Genomic DNA, 19218 nt, shown 5'->3' with positions numbered 1-19218 from the left:
CGCCAAGTCGCGGGGTAATGCTTCCCTTTTAATGATAATTTTGAGGAATTATGGGCAACACTAAGTTGGCTAATCCGGCACCGCTGGGCCTTATGGGCTTCGGCATGACCACTATTCTGCTTAATCTGGCGAATAGCGGCCTCTTCGCATTCGATGTAGCTATCCTGGCGATGGGCATTTTTTACGGTGGCATTGCGCAAATTTTTGCCGGCCTGCTGGAATACAAAAAAGGCAACACCTTTGGCTTGACCGCTTTTACCTCCTACGGCAGCTTCTGGCTGACGCTGGTTGCTATCCTTCTGATGCCGAAAATGGGCCTGGCTGATGCGCCGAACGCGCACTTCCTCGGTATGTATCTCGGCCTGTGGGGTATTTTTACGTTGTTCATGTTCTTCGGCACGCTGAAAGCCGCACGTATGCTGCAGTTCGTGTTCCTGAGCCTGACGGTGCTGTTCGCGCTGCTGGCGATTGGGCATCTGGTAGATAACGAAGGCATCGTGAAAGTAGCCGGCTGGATCGGCCTGATCTGCGGCGCCAGCGCCATTTACCTGGCGATGGGCGAAGTGCTGAACGAGCAGTTCGGCCGCACCGTGTTGCCGATCGGCGAACCGCGTTAATCTTCCGCCGCCGCCCTGTGACAGGGCGGCGGCTGGTCATCATCGGTAAACCCTGCTTAGCGCTGCAGCTCCCCTTCCGGCAACCTCGCAGCCGTGAGCCCCTGACGCAGCCAGATACCTAATCCCAAGCCCATCAGCGACAAGGCCAGAACATACCAGGCCGGGGCCATCGGCGACACCCCCATCAGCATCGTGACGGCAATCGGCGTCAGGCCGCCAAAAATCGCGTACGACAGATTGTAGGAAAAGGAAATGCCGGTGAAGCGCACTTCCGCCGGGAAGGCCCGCACCATGACATAAGGCACCGCCCCCACCACGCCCACGCAGAGTCCCACCGTACCGTACAGCAGAAACAGCCGCTGCGGGCTGGCGCCGGACAGGTGATAAAATGCCCAGCTGGCAACCGCCAGCAGCAGGCTGCCGACGATAAAGGTGCGGCTGGCGCCGAAGCGGTCCGCCGCCAGCCCGGCGAGCAGACAGCCGATGCACAACATAATCGTGGCAATGCTGTTGGCCTGCAGGGTCATCGCCGGGGCGAAGCCATAGTGTTTCTGTAGCCAGACCGGCGACATCAGGATCACCACCACCACGCCTGCCGACAGCAGCCAGGTCAGCAGCATAGAGACCGCCACCGCCTTCTGGTGCTTGAGGACGACCGCCTTTACCGGCAGTTCCTGCGCCAGCGCTTTGCGCTGCTGCATCTCAAGAAAAATCGGCGTCTCCTGCAGCCAGCGGCGCAGATACATCGCCACCAGGCCAAATACGCCCCCCAGCAGGAAGGGGATCCGCCAGCCGCCGTCGTGGATCCCCTGCGGCGTCAGGCTGGTGTTGATAAGCGTCGCCACCACCGATCCCAGCAGGATGCCTACGGTCAGGCCGGCCGTCAGCGTGCCGCAGGCGATACCAATGCGTTTTTCCGGAACATGCTCGGCGACAAACACCCAGGCGCCAGGCACCTCGCCGCCGATCGCCGCCCCCTGCAGAATACGCATCAGCAGCAACAGCAGCGGCGCGACGATACCCACCGAGCTGTAGGTCGGCAGCAGACCAATCGCCAGGGTCGGCACCGCCATCAGCAGAATGCTGAGGGTAAACATTTTCTTACGCCCTACCAGATCGCCAAAGTGGGCCATGATGATCCCCCCCAGCGGACGCGCCAGGTAACCGGCGGCGAAAATGCCAAAGGTCTGTACCTGGCGCAGCCATTCCGGAATATCCGCGGGGAAGAAGAGCTCGCCGACGACGGCGGCGAAGAAAACGAAGATGATAAAGTCATAAAACTCCAGCGCGCCGCCAAGGGCGGCCAGCGTTAGCGTTTTATAATCCTGGCGGTTGAGCGGTCGGTTTGCATATGACATAACGCGATTTCATCCTGAGGTGTGCAGCGTATTTTATAGTGTGTAAAGTAAACAGCACTATATCGTAAATAAAACGGCACACCATCAGCGATGCAGGTTATGTCACAAATGCATCAAATTCAGGATAAAGTTTCGCGTCTGGCGCTTTTTGGACGAAATGCTTCTACCACACGGCCATCGGTTTCCACATAAGGCCCCTCCAGCAACTGTACACAATAAGGTACACTTGCGAAAATACCGTGCACCAGCACGTTGCCGTCAGCATCTTTCACCCCTTCCAGGGTCTCCTGAATCGCTTTCGGTTGTCCTGGTAGATTGAGGATCAGCGCCTGCTTGCGGATCACCCCGACCTGCCGGGAAAGGATCGCCGTCGGCACAAAGTGTAGGCTAACCTGGCGCATTTGCTCGCCGAAGCCCGGCATCTCGCGATCGGCAATCGCCAGCGTGGCGTCGGGCGTCACATCGCGACGCGCAGGGCCGGTTCCGCCGGTGGTCAGCACCAGGTGGCACCCCATCTCGTCAACCAGTTCGCACAGCGTTTGCTCAATAATGACCTGCTCATCCGGAATCAGGCGAGTCTGCAGTTCAAAAGGGGTGGTGAGGGCACGCGCCAGCCACTCTTCCAGTGCCGGGATGCCTTTGTCCTGATAGACGCCGCTGGAGGCGCGATCGGAAATGGAAACTAAGCCGATTCGTAAGGTATTCATGGTTATTCCGTTCAAACTGTAGCGTTAAACGAAATGATACACTGCTGCTGGCGGGACAGACAGTGTAATGTGGCCGACGGGCGTCGGCCACCTGCGGGATTACAGCAGTTCGCCGATCATTTTTTCCAGTTTTTCCTGGTCGATCGCAAACTTACGGATACCTTCCGCCAGTTTGTCTACCGCCATCGGATCCTGGTTATGCTGCCACAGGAATTCAGATTCGGTAATACGCTCCGGACGTGCTTTCACTTCACCGGTGTACACCAGTTTACGCTCAACGGCCCCTTCGCTCTCGGACAGCTCTTTCAGCAGCGCTGGCGCGATGGTCAGGCGGTCACAGCCAGCCAGTTCGAGAATTTCACCAACGTTACGGAAGCTAGCGCCCATCACTACGGTTTCATAACCGTGCTGCTTGTAGTACTCGTAGATTTCGCTGACGGAAACCACGCCCGGATCTTCTGCCGGCGCGTACTCTTTCTTGTCGGTGTTGGCTTTGTACCAGTCGAGGATACGACCAACGAACGGCGAAATCAGGAAGACGCCTGCTTCGGCGCAAGCACGAGCCTGAGCGAAGGAGAACAGCAGGGTCAGGTTGCAGTTGATGCCTTCTTTTTCCAGCTGCTCAGCGGCGCGAATGCCCTGCCAGGTGGAAGCCAGCTTGATCAGAATACGATCGTTGCTGATGCCCGCGTCGTTATACAGCTTGATAATGCGCTTAGCTTTGGCGATAGACGCTTCGGTGTCGTAGGAGAGACGTGCATCCACTTCGGTGGAGATACGGCCCGGGATCAGTTTCAGAATTTCGAGACCGATGTTCACCGCCAGCTTATCGGAAGCATCAAGGATCTGCTGTGCGCGATCGCTGCTCTGGCTACGAGCCCAGGCCACAGCGTCGTCAATCAGCTTACGGTACTCAGGGATCTGAGCCGCGCCGAGGATCAGGGAAGGGTTGGTGGTGGCATCCTGAGGCTGATACAGCTTCATTGCCGCAATATCTCCGGTGTCAGCGACGACAGTGGTGTACTGACGCAGAGAAGTTAATTTATCCGTCATGATATATTTCTCTTAAACAGCAGTTAAGGGGATGTAACCGGTCTGCCCAGATGATAACACGCTGCCGGGTCAGCGCAACCGCCGACGAGAGAAGAGCGCAGAGTGTGATAAACTATGCAGATTAATTTGCTGAAAGCGCAAGGATTGTCACTTAATTGGTAACGCTTACACTGGCGTGCCGGCATGGACAAGAGGATGTTTAATGCCTGATTTTCTCTCATTTATCAATGAAATACTCTGGGGCTCAGTGATGATTTATCTGCTACTGGGCGCCGGCATCTGGTTTAGCTGGCAAACCCGGGGTATTCAGTTCCGTTACGTGCGCAAATTTAGCCGCAGTCTGAAAAAAAGCCTGCACCCGCAGCCGGGCGGTTTAACCTCTTTTCAGGCGTTATGTACCAGTCTTGCCGCCCGGGTTGGCAGCGGTAATCTTGCCGGCGTCACGCTGGCCATCGCCGCCGGCGGACCAGGAGCGGTATTCTGGATGTGGGTCTCCGCCCTGCTCGGCATGGCCAGCAGCTTCGCCGAATGTTCCCTTGCCCAGTTGTATAAAGAACGCGATAGCCACGGCCAGTTTCGCGGCGGCCCGGCCTGGTATATGGCGCGCGGGCTCGGCATGCGCTGGATGGGCGTGCTGTTTTCGATCCTCCTGCTGCTGGCCTATGGTTTTATCTTCAATACCGTGCAGGCTAACTCCGTGGCCCATGCCCTGCGCTATGCGTTCGATCTGCCGGCGGCGGTCAGCGGCGGCGTGCTGGCCGTTGTCGTTCTGCTGGCCATCCTCCGCGGTTTACGCGGCGTGGCGCGCCTGATGCAGTGGATAGTGCCCATCATGGCGCTGCTATGGATCGCCACCAGCCTGCTTATCGGCCTGTGGCATATCACCGCCCTGCCGACGATTTTCGCCACCATCTTTCGCTGCGCCTTCGGCTGGCAGGAAGCCGCCGCCGGCGCGGTGGGCTACACCATCAGCCAGGCGCTGACCAGCGGCTTTCAGCGCGGCATGTTCTCCAATGAAGCAGGGATGGGCTCTTCGCCTAACGCCGCCGCAGCCGCCGCCTCATGGCCGCCGCACCCGGCGGCGCAGGGTATCGTGCAGATGATAGGCGTGTTTATCGATACCATCGTGATCTGTACCGCCAGCGCGATTATCGTCATGCTGGCGCCGCGGCCCGACAATGAATATACGCTCAATGGTATTCAGGACTTGCAACACGCGATGAGCGTGCTGGTCGGCGGCTGGGGAGCGGATTTTATCGCCCTCATCGTGCTGCTGTTCGCTTTTAGCTCTATCGTGGCCAACTACGTGTATGCGGAAAATAATCTGATCTTTCTGCATCTGGATAAGCCGCGTTATATCTGGGGTCTGCGAATACTCACCGTCCTGATGGTGCTGTTGGGGACCCTGGTTAGCCTGCCGGTCGTCTGGCAGAGCGCGGATATCATTATGGCGCTGATGGCGATGACCAACCTGACGGCCATCCTGCTGCTCTCCCCGACGGTGCGAATTATCGCCAGTGATTATCTGCGTCAGCGCCAGCTGGGCATCCAGCCCACTTTTGATGCATCGCGCTATCCCGAGATTCACCAGCAGCTGGCCCCGGGCGCGTGGAATGAACTGCCGCGCGAATAACGCGGCAATCGCAGCTATCGATCCCACCATGCACTTTTTTTGTTAAAATTCGTCGAAATTACCTGCAAGGACTGGATATGCTGATTCTGATTTCACCTGCTAAAACGCTCGATTATCAAAGCCCGCTGGCAACGACTCGCTATACCCAGCCCGAACTCCTCGAGTATTCTCAAGAGCTTATCAGCATCGCCCGTCAGCTGACCGCGCCGCAAATCGGCAAGCTGATGAGCATCAGCGACAAGCTGGCGGATCTGAACGCCACCCGTTTCCACGACTGGCACCCTGACTTTACGCCGCAAAATGCCCGCCAGGCGATCCTCGCCTTTAAGGGCGATGTCTACACCGGCCTGCAGGCAGAGACGCTCACTGAGGACGACTTTGACTTCGCCCAGCGACACCTGCGCATGCTCTCCGGCCTGTATGGCGTGCTGCGCCCGCTGGACCTGATGCAGCCCTACCGCCTGGAGATGGGGATCCGTCTGGAAAACCCGCGCGGTAAAGATCTGTACCAGTTCTGGGGCGATACCATTACCGAGAAGCTGAATCAGGCGCTGCAGGCTCAGGGCGACGATATCGTCATCAACCTGGCTTCCGATGAGTATTTTAAATCGGTGAAAACGCAAAAATTGCAGGGCCAGCTGATCAAGCCGGTCTTCCTCGATGAGAAGAACGGCAAATTCAAAGTGATCAGCTTCTATGCCAAGAAAGCCCGTGGCCTGATGAGCCGCTACATTATTGAAAATCGCTTAACCCAGCCGGAGCAGCTGAAATCCTTTAATAGCGAAGGCTATTTCTTTGATGCGGAGGCTTCGGAGAAAGGCGAACTGGTGTTTAAACGCCACGAGCAGTAAGTAAGCGTCCCCCTGCGGCGTTCGACGCGACAGGGGGACGGTAAGGATTTAGCCCATCATCAGCTTACGCAGCGCGGCGAAATCCGCCGGCAGATTGTGAGACAGCAGCGGCAGGTCGGCGCGGTCGGCCAGCTCTTTCGGCAGCGGCAGGGTCTCCTGCAGGATCTCCTCCACGCTCTCTTTGAACTTCGCCGGATGGGCAGTGCCGAGGAACAGACCGTACTCTCCCGGCTGCAGCTGATCGCGCAGCGCGCGCCAGGCAATCGCCGCGTGCGGCTCAGAGATGTAGCCGATGGCCTTCAGCTCGCGCATTGCCGCTTTGGTGGTCTCATCATCGACCGCGGCATAGCCCAGCTCGCTGAGACGCCAGATTTTACGGCGGAACAGCTCTTCGACACGCGGCCAGTTGTTCGGCTGGCTGACGTCCATGGCGTTGGACAGCGTCGCCTGGGTGGCTTTTGGCGCCCACTCGCCGCCCTGCAGATAGCGCGGAACAGTGTCGTTGGCGTTGGTGGCAGCGATAAAGCGTTTGATCGGCAGACCCAGCGACTTCGCCAGCAGACCGGCGGTCAGATCGCCGAAGTTGCCGCTCGGCACAGAAATCACCAGCTGATTGCGGGCTTCCTGCGGCAGCTGCGCCGCCGCTTCGAAGTAGTAGCAGATCTGCGCCAGCAGGCGGCTGATGTTAATGGAGTTAGCCGAGTTCAGCCCCAGCGTCGCCTTCAGTTCTTCATCGTCAAACGCCTGCTTCACCAGCGCCTGGCAGGCGTCGAAGTCGCCGTCAATCGCCACGGTTTCGATGTTGCCGCCGAGAGTACAGAACAGCTTCTCCTGCAGCGGGCTGATCTTGCCGCGCGGATAGAGGATCACCACCTTAACGTTCGGCAGACCATAGAAAGCATGCGCCACCGCCGCACCGGTATCGCCAGAGGTCGCCGTGAGAATGGTGACCGGCTTGTCGCCCGCAATGTGGGTCAGCATCTGCGCCATAAAGCGGCCGCCGAAATCCTTGAACGCCAGCGTGGGGCCATGGAACAGTTCCAGACAGCCGACATCCTCCTGAACCTTGCTCACCGGCGCCGGAAACGCAAACGCCGCGCGGACCCGCTGCTGCAGGACATCCTGCGGGATCTCATCGCCGATAAAGGCGGATAAAATTTTGGCGCTGCGGGTGACAAAGTCCTGCGCCAGCATATCGTCGATTTCAGTCAGGCTGAATTCCGGCAGATCGTGCGGAAAGAACAGGCCCTGATGCTTGCCAAGTCCCTGGGTAACGGCCTGCGCAAAGCTGACCTGCTCATTGTGATCTTTTAAGTTATACAGTTTCATTGGTTATCCCACTACGCGTGCGCCCGCCGTATCCAGCCGGCAAATATGAACAAAGCCTTCCTGATTCTGTAGATAGTGCGCGCCAAGCCAGTCGGCGACGCGCTGTGCGGTGTCCGGCTTATCGCACAACGCGAATAGCGTTGGGCCAGAGCCGGAGATGCCGCAAGCCTGGGCGCCCATTTCCATGGCCGCCTGACGCGCTTCGCTAAAGCCCGGCAGCAGTTTGGTTCGGTACGGTTCGGCAATCACATCTTTCATCAATTTTGCCGCCAGCTGCGGCTGGCGGGTGTAGCAGGCATGAATAAAGCCCGCGAGGTGGCGACCATGGGCGATACAATCCTGACGGCGGTACTGCGCCGGCAGAATCGCCCGCGCTTCGGCGGTGGAGACTTTAATCCCCGGATAGGCCAGCACCCACAGCCACTCATCAAACCCGGGCACCTGCTGGCTGATAATCCCGTTCTCTTCGATCATCAACTGCATGCCGCCAAGATAGCACGGCGCCACGTTGTCGTAGTGAATGCTGCCGGAGATACGCCCTTCCATCTCCCCCATCAGCGCCAGCATGCGCGTCTCGTTCAGCGGCTTACCGCAAAACTCGTTCATCGCCACCAGCGCGGCGACCACCGAGCAGGCGCTGGAACCCAACCCGGAACCAATCGGCATGTTTTTTTCCAGCGTCATCGCCACCGGCACCGTCTTACCGATCTCCCGGCAAAAGCTTTCCCAGCACTGGTAAACAATGTTCTCCTGCGGCGCCGTCGGCAGTTTGCTGGCGAAGCGTCCCAGATTCTGCAGGCTGAATTGCCCCGCCGCTTCGACAGTGACATTGTCGCCAAGCAGCGTGCCATCGACCGGCGTGACCGCCGCGCCCAACACATCAAACCCGACGCTCATATTGGCACTGGAAGCCGGGGCATATACTTTGACCATCTTAAACTCCTAACTTCCAGGAAAGGGTGCGCAGCAGGTCGGCGAATACGCCGGCCGCCGTGACGTCGTTCCCGGCACCATAGCCGCGCAGCACCAGCGGCAATGGCTGATAATAGTGGCTGTAAAAGGCCAGCGCGTTCTCGCCATTTTTGACTTTGTACAGCGGATCGTTACCGTCAACGGCGGCAATTTTCACCCGGCAGGTACCATCCTCTTCGATGTTACCGACATAGCGCAAGACTTTACCTTCATCGCGCGCCTTAGCAATCCGCGAGGCGAACTCATCATCCAGCGACGGCAGGCGGGCCATAAAGGTCTCGACATCACCGCTGGCGTCGAAGTCCGCCGGCAGCGCCGACTCGACGATAATGTCCGACAGCTCCAGTTCACGTCCGGTCTCACGGGCCAGAATCAGCAGCTTACGCGCGACGTCCACCCCGGATAAATCGTCGCGCGGATCCGGCTCGGTATACCCCATCTCACGGGCCATTGCCGTCGCCGCCGAGAAACTCACGCCCTCATCCAGCTTGCCGAAGATAAACGACAGCGAACCGGAAAGGATCCCGGAGAAATGGCGCAGTTCATCGCCGGCGTTGAGCAGGTTCTGCAGGTTCTCAATCACCGGCAGGCCAGCGCCAACGTTCGTGTCATAGAGGAACTTGCGGCGCGAGCTGCTCGCCGCGTGGCGCAGCTGATGATAGTAATCCAGTGAAGAGGTATTGGCCTTTTTATTCGGCGTGACCACATGGAAACCTTCGCGCAGGAAGTCGGCGTACTGATCGGCGACCGCCTGGCTGGAGGTACAGTCGACGATCACCGGATTCAGCAGGTGGTACTCTTTTACCAGGCGGATCAGGCGGCCAAGATTAAAGGGTTCTTTCGCCTCCGCCAGCGCTTCACTCCAGTTTTCCAGATTCAGACCATGCACGCTGGTCAGCAGCGCCTGAGAGTTGGCCACGCCGCAAACGCGCAGATCGATATGTTTGCTCTTCAGCCAACCCTGCTGGCGTTTGATCTGCTCCAGCAGCGCGCCGCCGACGCCGCCGACGCCGATGACGAACACTTCGATCACCTGATCGGTGTTGAACAGCATCTGATGGGTCACGCGCACGCCGGTGGTAGCATCGTCATTGCTAACCACCACCGAAATGGAGCGCTCGGAGGAGCCCTGAGCAATCGCCACGATATTGATATTGGCGCGAGCCAGCGCGGCAAAAAACTTTGCCGAGATACCGCGCAGGGTGCGCATCCCGTCGCCCACCACCGAGATAATAGCCAGACGCTCCATAATGGCCAGCGGCTCCAGCAGTCCCTCTTTCAGCTCGAGGTAAAACTCATCTTCCATCGCCCGTTTGGCTCGCGCGCAGTCGCTCTGCGGCACGCAGAAACTGATGCTGTACTCGGAGGAGGATTGGGTGATCAGCACTACCGAGATGCCGGCGCGGGACATGGTGGCGAAGACGCGGGCGGCCATGCCGACCATGCCTTTCATCCCCGGCCCGGAAACGTTGAACATCGCCATGTTGTTGAGGTTAGAGATGCCTTTAACCGGCAGATCGTCCTCGTCGCGGCTGGCGCCGATGAGCGTTCCCGGCGCCTGCGGGTTGCCAGTATTTTTAATCAGACATGGGATTTGGAATTGGGCGATAGGGGCGATGGTGCGCGGGTGCAGCACTTTCGCGCCAAAATAGGAGAGCTCCATCGCCTCCTGATAAGACATCGATTTCAGCAGACGCGCATCCGGCACCTGGCGCGGGTCGCAAGTGTACACTCCGTCGACATCGGTCCAGATTTCGCAGCAATCGGCGCGCAGGCAGGCGGCCAGCACCGCAGCCGAATAGTCGGAGCCGTTGCGCCCCAGCACCACCAGCTCCCCCTTCTCATTGCCAGCGGTAAACCCGGCCATCAGGATCATATGGTCTGCCGGGATCTGGCTGGCGGCGATGCGGCGGGTGGATTCGGCGATATCGACCGTGGACTCCATGTAGTGACCAACGGCAAGCAGTTTTTCCACCGGGTTAATGACACTGACTTTATGACCACGGGCTTCCAGCAGACCCGCCATGATGGCGATGGAGAGCTTTTCGCCTCGGCAGATCAGCGCGGCATTGACGCTATCCGGGCACTGACCCAGCAGGCTAATACCGTGCAGGACATGCTTAATCTGAGCAAACTCCTGCTCAACAAAGGCTTTCAACTGGGCGAGCGGGAAAGCGGGCTGGGCGTCGGCAAGGCCCTGAAGAAGTTCGGCAAAAATGCGTTCAGCGTCGGCAATATTGGGGAGGGCATCCTGGCCGCCAATGGTCTTTTCAATCATCGCTACCAGATGGTTAGTGATCTTCGCCGGGGCAGACAGGACGGTCGCTACCTGCCCCTGCCTGGCATTACTCTCCAGAATATCGGCAACCCGCAGAAACCGTTCCGCATTTGCCACTGATGTACCGCCGAACTTCAACACTCGCATGGTTCTTACCCCTTGATCTCTTGTCAAAAAAAAAGCCCGCACTGTTCAGGTGCGGGCTTTTTTCTGTGTTTCCTGTACGCGTCAGCCCGCACCGTTACCTGTGGTAATGGTGGTGGTGATAATGGTGGTAATCATGCCGATGCGATTCATGGATGTTGTGTACTCTGTATTTTTATCTGTCTGTGTGTCCTGCCTATATTGGTTAAAGTATCTGCCGTCTTAAGTCAATGAATTTCTCAATTAACCCCATTTCAGCCGGCTTACGTATTGCGCCACCCCGACAAGAAAAAACACCCAGATTGGCGGAACACCTCCCGCAAAAACAGTACATGCAACCATAAATAAAAAATATGACAGAACTTTATTCTGGTAGGTTTTTTTCAATATCATGCAGCAAACGATGCAACATTGCCGTGTCTCGCTGCTGCAGCAGCCCCAATCGTTGCGACAGCCAGTCGGCCAGTTTGGCATCGTCCTCCACGCCCAGACGCGAAAGCAAGGCCATGGTGCGGAGGCGCAACGCCTGCAGCTGATGATGGTCTGCCGCGGCAGCGGCGGGAGCCGATTGTTGCATAAGCGATGCTAATTGATAGCAGTAAACCATCACCGACTGACCGAGGTTCAGCGACGGATAATCCGCGACCATCGGCACGCCGGTCAGCACATCGGCCAGGGCCAGCTCCTCATTGGTCAATCCGGCGTCTTCACGGCCAAATACCAGCGCGGTATGGGTCATCCAGTTCGCCTTCTCCTCCAGCAGCGGCAACAACTGCTGCGGCGTGGCGTAATAGTGAAACCGCGCGCGACTGCGGGCGGTGGTGGCGACGGTAAAATCGACGTCGTGCAGCGCCTCAGCAAGGGTGGAATAGGTGGTGATGCCATCGAGGATGTCGCCTGAGCCGTGCGCCACCCAGCGTGCCGCCGGCGCCAGATGGGCTTCACTGTCCACGATCCGCAGATCGCGAAATCCCATGGTTTTCATCGCCCTGGCGGCGGCACCGACGTTCTCGGCCCGGGCAGGACCGACCAAAATAATCGTTAAACGCATTGCGGTTTCATTCTCTCTCTCAGGCGTTGTCTGAGGCGCGGAGCCCCCCATTTTACGCGGTGAAAATTTACAAATTTGCAACAAAAATCACTAAAATTGCGTTTTCTTACCCATAAAAAAATCTAAACTGTTCTCAGGAGGCCATGACAAGGAGTATGTTAACAGAACCCATTTATCCATATGATGGGCAATGAAATTTCATCTGACGCATCGTTCCAGACATTGGATTCACTGTATTTATTAATTTATCCACGCAACTAGTTGAGCCGGGTAAAGATTGTGACTATAAAGAGCATGGCGATGCAATGATTTCACAAGACTGTTAACGTGCTACAATTGAACTTGATATATGTCAACGAAGCGTAGTTTTATTGGGTGTTCGGCCTCTCTTAGCCTGTTATGTTGCTGTTAAAATGGTTAGGATGTCAGCCGTTTTTGACACCGTCGGGTCCAGAGGGAAAGTACCCACGACCAAGCTAATGATGTTGTTGACGTTGATGGAAAGTGCATCAAGAACGCAATTACGTACTTTAGTCATGTTACGCCGCGCATGTTAATTTGCGACATGCACCAGGCAGGTCAGGGACTTTGGTACTTCCTGTTTCGATTTAGTTGGCAATTTAGGTAGCAAACATGCAGACCCCGCACATTCTTATCGTTGAAGACGAGTTGGTAACACGCAACACGTTAAAAAGTATTTTCGAAGCAGAAGGTTACGATGTATTCGAAGCGACCGATGGCGCGGAAATGCATCAGATCCTGTCTGAAAATGATATCAACCTGGTGATCATGGATATCAACCTGCCGGGTAAAAATGGTCTTCTGCTGGCGCGCGAGCTGCGCGAGCAGGCCGACGTCGCGCTGATGTTCTTAACCGGCCGCGACAATGAAGTGGATAAGATCCTTGGCCTCGAAATCGGCGCTGACGACTATATCACTAAACCGTTTAACCCGCGTGAACTGACTATCCGCGCGCGCAACCTGCTCTCCCGTACCATGAACCTCGGTACCGTGAGCGAGGAGCGTCGCAGCGTGGAAAGCTACAAGTTCAACGGCTGGGAACTCGATATCAACAGCCGTTCCCTGGTTAGCCCAAACGGCGAACAGTACAAGCTGCCGCGCAGTGAATTCCGCGCGATGCTGCACTTCTGCGAAAACCCGGGCAAAATTCAGTCTCGTGCCGAGCTGCTGAAGAAAATGACCGGTCGCGAGCTGAAGCCGCATGACCGTACCGTTGACGTGACCATTCGTCGGATTCGTAAACACTTCGAATCCACTCCGGATACTCCGGAAATCATCGCTACCATTCACGGTGAAGGTTACCGTTTCTGTGGCGATCTGCAGGAATAATGCGAGTTATTCCGCAGCTATGATGTGAAAACGGCGCCCCGAGGGCGCCGTTTTTTTATGCCGTCACTCTTTCCACAGGCGCAGTTTGTCGTCATCGGCAGACGGCGGCGGAGGCGCACTGCCTTTCGGTAACGATAACGCATACCAGTCCACTCGCCGGGTCAAAAACATCAGAATGCTCAGCGCCAGCGCCAGCACACCGGTCCCTAACAGCAGCGCGCTGTCCTCGGAGTGCAGCAGAAACCACATCACCCCATCCAGCAGCAGCAGCGCGACGACAAACAGCAGGCTGTTGCACCATCCCCTGAGCACCGCCTGGAGGTAGATCCCATTCATCACCGCGCCGCACAGACTGGCGGCCAGCCAGGCGGCGGTAAAGCCAATGTGCTCCGAAAGCGCCAGCAGCACCAGGTAAAACAGCACCAGCGATAAGCCCACCAGCAAATATTGCATCGGATGCAGGGGTCGATGGGTCAGGCTCTCGAAAGCGAAAAACGCCATAAACGTCAGCCCGATTAACAGGATGGCATATTTTGTCGCCCGATCGGTTAGCTGGTACTGGTCGGCAAGCGACATGACATCGGCACTGAACGCCGGTAAGCGCGACCACGGGATCTCCGTATCATCCTTGAAATAGCTGCCCATATCATTGGCGAACCAGCTGCTTTGCCAGTGGGCGCGATAGCCGGCAGCATTCACTTCGCGTTTCGTTGGCAGGAAGCTGCCGAGAAAGCCGGGATGCGGCCAGTTACTGGTCAGCTGCAGCTCGCTGTTGCGCCCGAGCGGCGCCAGTGAAAATGCGCCCGTCCCGTTCAGATCGAGCGAAAAAGCAATCTCAAGCGGCTTGTTGTCCTCCGCCAGCGCAGGCATCCGCATATGGATGCCCGCCCCATCGCCGCTGATCCCCAGCCCCGGCTCCACGCTTAATACGTTACCATTGACCTCCGGGGCATGGATGGCGCCAATGCCGCGGGCATCGCCAACGCTCACCACCAGCCGCGGTTGGCCCAGGGTGATATGCGTTTTTCGCAGCGACGCCAGACGCAGCGGATCGAAGGTGGCCTTAATCTGCAGGGCGCTATGCCATACCTGCCCGCTGTAGATGCCCACCCTTCTCGACTCCACGGTCTGTTTGCCGGTGACCGCCAGCGACTCCGGCAGCCAGTAGTACACCCAGCTACGCTGATAGGCGACCTCTTTTTGGTTCTCCCTGCGGGTCAGCGTCTCGGTTACCGGAATAGCGATCAGCGGCCCGGCGAGTTTTTGCGAACCGCTGGTGCTCTGCTCAATGGCGTCCACTACCTCGCTGCGATAATCAGCCCGCTCATTGATGAGCTCCCTGACCATCATTAAAGGTAGAGATAACAGCACAATACAGCCGATTAGCGTGGTGATTTTCCAGAATAACGGTGATTTCAACATAGCTTTCTCCCTATCGTGATGGCCTCACCATAGGGCGGCTGTGTGGGGAGAATTTGAAGCTATGTGAAGGGACGGTGAAGTCTCAGCGTAGCGACCACGCCGCCTTCGGGCCGATTGTGCAGACGGATATCGCCATGATGCAGGCGCGCCACTTCACGAACGAAGGCCAGCCCAAGGCCGCTGCTCTTGTGGCCGTCTTCACGCGGCAGCGAGTAGAACCGATCAAAGATCCGCGTCAGGGCATAGTCCGGAATACCGCATCCGTTATCCGTTACGCTCAGTTGCACCTCTGCATTTCGTTTCTCTACCCCCAGGGCGATCTCGCCGCCCTGGGGGGTAAAATCAATCGCGTTGTCGAGCAGATTACCCAGCGCCTGGGCCAGCAGTTCGCCATCGCCATTGACCAGCATCCCACTCGCCTGCCAGCGCAGAGTAATGGCTTTCGCCGCCAGGGCGATGTCGCGCTCCTCCGCCAGGCGTTGGTATAGCGCATCTATCGACACCGGCTGTAGCTTTATCTCCAGCCGGCTTTCCAGTCGCGCCTGCTGGAGTAACCGCTCCACCAGCAGCTGCATGCGGGTGTTCTGCGCAAGGATATTCTCAGTAAACCGCGCCGCCACCGCAGGCGGCGGCCCTTCGCGCAGAATCTCCGCCGCACCGCGAATAGCCGCCAGCGGACTTTTCAGCTCGTGCGTCAGGTCATAGACATAGTTTTCGATGGCGTTTTTGCCTTCGAGCTTCACCCGCATGCTCTCCAGCGCCTGGGCCAGCTTACGCAGTTCGCTGCTGCCGACCTCCGGCAACGGCAGCGGGCGGTCAGCGGTCACGGAGTCCGCATAGCGCACCAGCTTACCGATAGAGAAATTGATCCACCAGACGACGCCGCAGCCGATCAACAGCGCAATGCCCAGCAGGGCGCCGCCGGCCCAGAGGATCCGCCGCTCGCTGCGCTTAATGACCGGCGCCATCGCCAGGTTGGGTTTACCGACGCTCAGCACGCCGATAATCCGCCCCTTATCCATCACCGGCGCGGCGATATACATCACCGAGCTGGCTTCATCATGCGGATCGCTGCGCGAACTGCGCGCGCCGTACTGCCCGCGCAGGGTGAGCCAGACGTCGTTCCAGCGTGAATAGTCCTGCCCTGTCGCCTCTCCACTGGAGTCAAACACGACCTTGCCCCGGGCATCGGTCAGATAGACGCGGTACTCATTACGCACCTTTTTAATTCCGCCAATGTTGGCGTTTAGCCGCTGCTGGTTGAGCTGTTGAAAGGCCTGCGCCAGCCTGCCCTGCTGCGGGTTTGCCGCCAGCAGGTCCTCACGCGCCAGCGCCGCCAGCAGGGTGGCGGTATCGTTGAGGGTCCCCTCCGTCGCCCGGCGCACGCCCGGCTTCACTTCCTGGACAAAGATCGACAGTACAAACCACGCGGCGATCGCGACGATAAGGAAATAGCCCAGCAGCAGGCGCATGCCGATGCGCATCAGCTGCGCCCCAGGCTGTAGCCCATCCCGCGATGGGTATTGATTGGCGACAAATCAGGATTCACGGCCCGCAGTTTAGCGCGCAGGGTTTTGATATGGGTGTCGACGGTGCGGTCGAGGCTTTCCCAGGCATCGCTCCATACCCGCTCCATCAGCTGCTGACGGGAGAAAACGCGACCGGGCGCGTGAAGCAAAGTTTTCAACAGCAGAAATTCATAGCGCGTCAGGTTCAGGGGCTGGCCGAACCAGCTTATCGACGCCGCCTGCTCGTCAAGCACAAACTCGCCGACGCGAACTACCGACGAAGGCGCGGCAAATTTTTGCAGCCGTCGCAGCACGCTGCGCACCCGCGCGCAAACTTCGCGCGGCGAAAACGGCTTGGCGATGTAATCGTCAGCGCCGATTTCCAGCCCCAGCAGCTTATCGACCTCATCGCTCCGCGCCGTGAGAAACAGCACCGGCAGCGCCGGAAAGCGCGTCAGCAGGCGCCGACAGAGCTCGAAGCCGCTGATATCCGGCAAGCCAACGTCGAGGATGGCGACATCGGGTGCCTGATACGCCGCAGCCTCCAGCGCGGGCAACCCGCGGTCGAAGACGGTGACCTGGAAGCCCTCCTGCTGGAGCATATAAACCAGGGTATCGGCGATACTCTGTTCATCCTCAACTAACCAAATCCGTGGCTGCTGCATGCGCGCTCCCGTTTATTTATTCCAGGGCATAATCGGCACGGCGCTGATGGCGTTCTTCGGCGAACCATCAACTACTTTATCCGAATAGGTCAGGTAGACCAGCGCATTGCGTTTCGCATCATAGAAGCGAACGACCTGTAGCTTTTTAAACACCAGCGAGGTGCGCTTCTGGAACACCACGTCGCCCTGGCTTTTGCCATTTTTGATTTTGTCCGTCAGCTCAATCGGCCCGACCTGCTGGCAGGAGATGGCCGCGTCGGAGGTATCCTCCGCCAGACCCAGCCCGCCTTTGATCCCGCCGGTCTTCGCCCGGCTGATATAGCAGGTCACGTTCTGGACATCCGGATCGTCAAAGGCTTCGACGACAATTTTGTGATCCGGTCCTAACCATTTGAAGACCGTATCCACGGAACCAATCTGCTCCGCCTGAGCAATCTGACAGCCGGCCAGCAACAGCAGGCCCATCGCAAACTTCTTGTATTTCATATTGTTACCATTATTAAAAAATATAGCTAAGTGATTATCACGGACTTAGCAGAAAAGGTTTATAGATCACAGCTTTACAAAATTATCGTTCAGATCCACTGACCTACCGCATTTAAAAGCAAAAAAAACACTGAATGCTAAAACATCAAAAAATGCTATTATCCGCTACTTTAATATCAGGCACCTGTGTTTAAGGATGGGGACATTTTATGGATCAAGCAGGGATTATTCGCGATCTCCTTAGCTGGCTGGAAGGTCACCTGGATCAGCCGCTTTCTCTGGACAATGTGGCGGCGAAGGCAGGTTATTCCAAGTGGCATCTGCAGCGAATGTTTAAGGATGTCACCGGCCACGCTATCGGTGCCTATATTCGCGCGCGCCGGTTGTCGAAATCAGCTGTCGCATTACGCCTTACCGCCCGTCCAATCCTTGATATTGCGCTGCAGTACCGTTTCGACTCCCAGCAGACCTTCACCCGTGCGTTCAAGAAGCAATTCTCGCTGACGCCGGCTCTCTACCGCCGCTCGCCGGACTGGAGCTCGTTCGGTATGCGTCCGCCGCTACGTCTTGGCGAGTTTACCCTGCCGAAACATGAATTTGTCGCCCTACCCACGACTCAACTGCTCGGTGTGACTCAGAGCTATACCTGTAAGCTGGAGGAAATCTCCGACTTCCGCAACCAGATGCGGGTCCAGTTCTGGCGAGATTTCCTCGGCAACTCGCCGTCGATCCCCCCGGTGCTCTACGGGCTGCATGAACCGCGTCCGAGCCTGGAGAAAGACGATGAGCAGGAAGTGTTCTATACCACCGCGCTGACGCCGGAGATGGCTAACGGCCACCTGCAGAACGCCCATCCGGTGACGCTGGAGGGCGGCGAGTATGTCATGTTTACGTATGAAGGGCTGGGTACCGGCCTGCAGGAATTCATCCTGACGGTCTACGGCACCTGCATGCCGATGCTGAACCTGACGCGTCGCAAGGGGCTGGATATTGAACGCTTCTATCCTGAAGATGAAAGCCGGGATCAGGCCACGCCGATTCAGTTGCGCTGCGAGTATCTGATCCCGATCCGCCGTTAACGCTGCAGCTCGTCCATCGCGGGGGCGTCAAGATGCGAGACGTCGCCCGCCGTTTCCACCACCCAGCCGGAAGCCAGCCACGGGCTTTGCTGATAATCGACGCGCGAGATCGAGCAGTTGCGCAGGCGCAGACGACGCTCTGCGTATGCCGGCAGCCCTAAAATCGTACTCACCAGGCAGCCCAGCGCGATACCATGACTCACCAGCAGCGGTCGACTACCGGCCGGTAATTCCAGACAGGCGGCCAGCGCCGCATGCATACGTTCGCTAAGCTCCTGCATCGATTCGCCCTGCGGAATGCGACCATCCGGCGTGCCGTTGACCAACTGGCGGCGCCAGCCCTCTTCTTCTTCGCTGAGCGAGTCAATATGGCGCTTCTCCAGCACTCCCATATCCAGCTCGCGCAGGCGCGCATCAGCGATCACGCTGCAGCCGCAGGCTTCGGCGATAATCTCTGCTGTGCGACGGGTTCGCCCCAGATCGCTGGTAATGATATGGGTGATCCCCAGCGTTCTGGCGCGCTCGCCAACCTGCCAGGCCTGGCGCTCACCGTGTGCGGTCAGCGGGCTGTCGGACTGACCCTGAATACGTCGCTCGGCGTTCCACTGCGTTTCACCGTGGCGAACAAGGTATACCTGTAACATGCTTTTTTTCCGTTCTGAACTCGTTATCGACCGCTTGCGGGCATTACCGACTGCCCTGGGGGGGATTTAGA

Annotated in this window: 19 protein-coding genes and 1 other annotated feature; of the genes, 5 read left to right on the top strand and 14 right to left on the bottom strand. The window is 57.7% G+C overall.

Features of this window, described 5'->3' with window-relative positions; translation table 11 throughout:
• The first annotated feature begins 50 nt into the window (after positions 1-50).
• Positions 51-617, top strand: coding sequence for an acetate uptake transporter (gene satP / locus GQR96_RS03520; protein WP_004204231.1), 567 nt, complete (start codon positions 51-53; stop codon positions 615-617).
• Positions 618-673: 56 nt separating this feature from the next.
• On the opposite strand, the gene GQR96_RS03515 is transcribed toward satP, so the two are convergent.
• The 3 genes from GQR96_RS03515 to tal form a co-directional block, all read right to left on the bottom strand.
• Positions 674-1975, bottom strand: a complete 1302-nt coding sequence (locus GQR96_RS03515) for an MFS transporter (RefSeq protein WP_004204230.1) — start codon at positions 1973-1975, stop codon at positions 674-676.
• Between the two features lie 119 nt (positions 1976-2094).
• Complete coding sequence (mog, locus tag GQR96_RS03510; RefSeq protein WP_004204229.1) at positions 2095-2682, bottom strand: molybdopterin adenylyltransferase; 588 nt, start codon at positions 2680-2682, stop codon at positions 2095-2097.
• 99 nt (positions 2683-2781) lie between these two features.
• Positions 2782-3735, bottom strand: a complete 954-nt coding sequence (tal, locus tag GQR96_RS03505) for a transaldolase (RefSeq protein ID WP_004204228.1) — start codon at positions 3733-3735, stop codon at positions 2782-2784.
• A 202-nt stretch (positions 3736-3937) separates the two neighbouring features.
• Here tal and GQR96_RS03500 point away from each other — a divergent pair, with 202 nt between their 5' ends.
• Together GQR96_RS03500 and yaaA are read left to right on the top strand one after the other, a co-directional pair.
• Entirely contained in the window at positions 3938-5368 is a 1431-nt protein-coding gene (locus GQR96_RS03500) for an alanine/glycine:cation symporter family protein (RefSeq protein ID WP_065903217.1), read from the top strand.
• Between the two features lie 77 nt (positions 5369-5445).
• The gene (gene yaaA, locus GQR96_RS03495; RefSeq protein ID WP_009309177.1) at positions 5446-6219 is read left to right on the top strand and encodes a peroxide stress protein YaaA; all 774 of its coding nucleotides are present in this window, start codon (positions 5446-5448) and stop codon (positions 6217-6219) included.
• A gap of 48 nt (positions 6220-6267) precedes the next feature.
• Here yaaA and thrC read toward each other — a convergent pair whose 3' ends face one another.
• The 6 genes from thrC to yjjY form a co-directional block, all read right to left on the bottom strand.
• Positions 6268-7548, bottom strand: coding sequence for a threonine synthase (thrC, locus tag GQR96_RS03490; RefSeq protein ID WP_002887863.1), 1281 nt, complete (start codon positions 7546-7548; stop codon positions 6268-6270).
• A gap of 3 nt (positions 7549-7551) precedes the next feature.
• Positions 7552-8481: a homoserine kinase gene (thrB, locus tag GQR96_RS03485; RefSeq protein WP_032424583.1), complete on the bottom strand. Its 930-nt coding sequence runs from the start codon at positions 8479-8481 to the stop codon at positions 7552-7554.
• A 1-nt stretch (position 8482) separates the two neighbouring features.
• Positions 8483-10945 carry a bifunctional aspartate kinase/homoserine dehydrogenase I gene (thrA, locus tag GQR96_RS03480; RefSeq protein ID WP_009309175.1) on the bottom strand — a complete coding sequence of 821 codons (2463 nt, stop codon included), beginning with the start codon at positions 10943-10945 and terminating at the stop codon, positions 8483-8485.
• Between the two features lie 25 nt (positions 10946-10970).
• Positions 10971-11088: a sequence feature (Thr leader region), on the bottom strand.
• Entirely contained in the window at positions 11027-11095 is a 69-nt protein-coding gene (gene thrL, locus GQR96_RS03475; protein ID WP_004222578.1) for a thr operon leader peptide, read from the bottom strand. It overlaps the preceding feature by 62 nt.
• A 211-nt stretch (positions 11096-11306) precedes the next feature.
• On the bottom strand, positions 11307-11993 hold the full coding sequence (locus tag GQR96_RS03470; RefSeq protein WP_004204223.1) for a tRNA/rRNA methyltransferase: 687 nt from the start codon (positions 11991-11993) through the stop codon (positions 11307-11309).
• A gap of 397 nt (positions 11994-12390) precedes the next feature.
• The gene (gene yjjY / locus GQR96_RS03465) at positions 12391-12531 is read right to left on the bottom strand and encodes a YjjY family protein (RefSeq protein WP_004146984.1); all 141 of its coding nucleotides are present in this window, start codon (positions 12529-12531) and stop codon (positions 12391-12393) included.
• A 95-nt stretch (positions 12532-12626) separates the two neighbouring features.
• Between yjjY and arcA the strand changes: the two genes are divergently transcribed.
• Complete coding sequence (arcA, locus tag GQR96_RS03460) at positions 12627-13343, top strand: two-component system response regulator ArcA (RefSeq protein WP_002887843.1); 717 nt, start codon at positions 12627-12629, stop codon at positions 13341-13343.
• A 63-nt stretch (positions 13344-13406) separates the two neighbouring features.
• Here arcA and creD read toward each other — a convergent pair whose 3' ends face one another.
• The 4 genes from creD to creA are packed head-to-tail and all read right to left on the bottom strand — an operon-like array spanning position 13407 to position 17424.
• Complete coding sequence (gene creD / locus GQR96_RS03455; RefSeq protein ID WP_065903214.1) at positions 13407-14765, bottom strand: cell envelope integrity protein CreD; 1359 nt, start codon at positions 14763-14765, stop codon at positions 13407-13409.
• 59 nt (positions 14766-14824) lie between these two features.
• Positions 14825-16249: a two-component system sensor histidine kinase CreC gene (gene creC / locus GQR96_RS03450; RefSeq protein WP_065903212.1), complete on the bottom strand. Its 1425-nt coding sequence runs from the start codon at positions 16247-16249 to the stop codon at positions 14825-14827.
• On the bottom strand, positions 16249-16938 hold the full coding sequence (creB, locus tag GQR96_RS03445; protein ID WP_032455528.1) for a two-component system response regulator CreB: 690 nt from the start codon (positions 16936-16938) through the stop codon (positions 16249-16251). The genes creC and creB overlap by 1 nt, the downstream gene beginning before the upstream one ends.
• A gap of 12 nt (positions 16939-16950) precedes the next feature.
• Positions 16951-17424, bottom strand: coding sequence for a protein CreA (gene creA / locus GQR96_RS03440; protein WP_004204218.1), 474 nt, complete (start codon positions 17422-17424; stop codon positions 16951-16953).
• Positions 17425-17633: 209 nt separating this feature from the next.
• Between creA and robA the strand changes: the two genes are divergently transcribed.
• Complete coding sequence (robA, locus tag GQR96_RS03435) at positions 17634-18503, top strand: MDR efflux pump AcrAB transcriptional activator RobA (protein WP_004204217.1); 870 nt, start codon at positions 17634-17636, stop codon at positions 18501-18503.
• Here the strand turns inward: robA and gpmB are convergent.
• Positions 18500-19147, bottom strand: a complete 648-nt coding sequence (gene gpmB / locus GQR96_RS03430) for a 2,3-diphosphoglycerate-dependent phosphoglycerate mutase GpmB (RefSeq protein WP_004204216.1) — start codon at positions 19145-19147, stop codon at positions 18500-18502. The two genes, robA and gpmB, sit on opposite strands and share 4 nt — an antisense overlap.
• Between the last annotated feature and the right edge of the window lie 71 nt (positions 19148-19218).

Source organism: Klebsiella sp. PCX (assembly GCF_021869705.1).
GTDB classification, from domain to species: Bacteria; Pseudomonadota; Gammaproteobacteria; order Enterobacterales; family Enterobacteriaceae; genus Klebsiella; species Klebsiella quasipneumoniae.
This window is presented reverse-complemented; position numbering and strand designations above follow the sequence as displayed.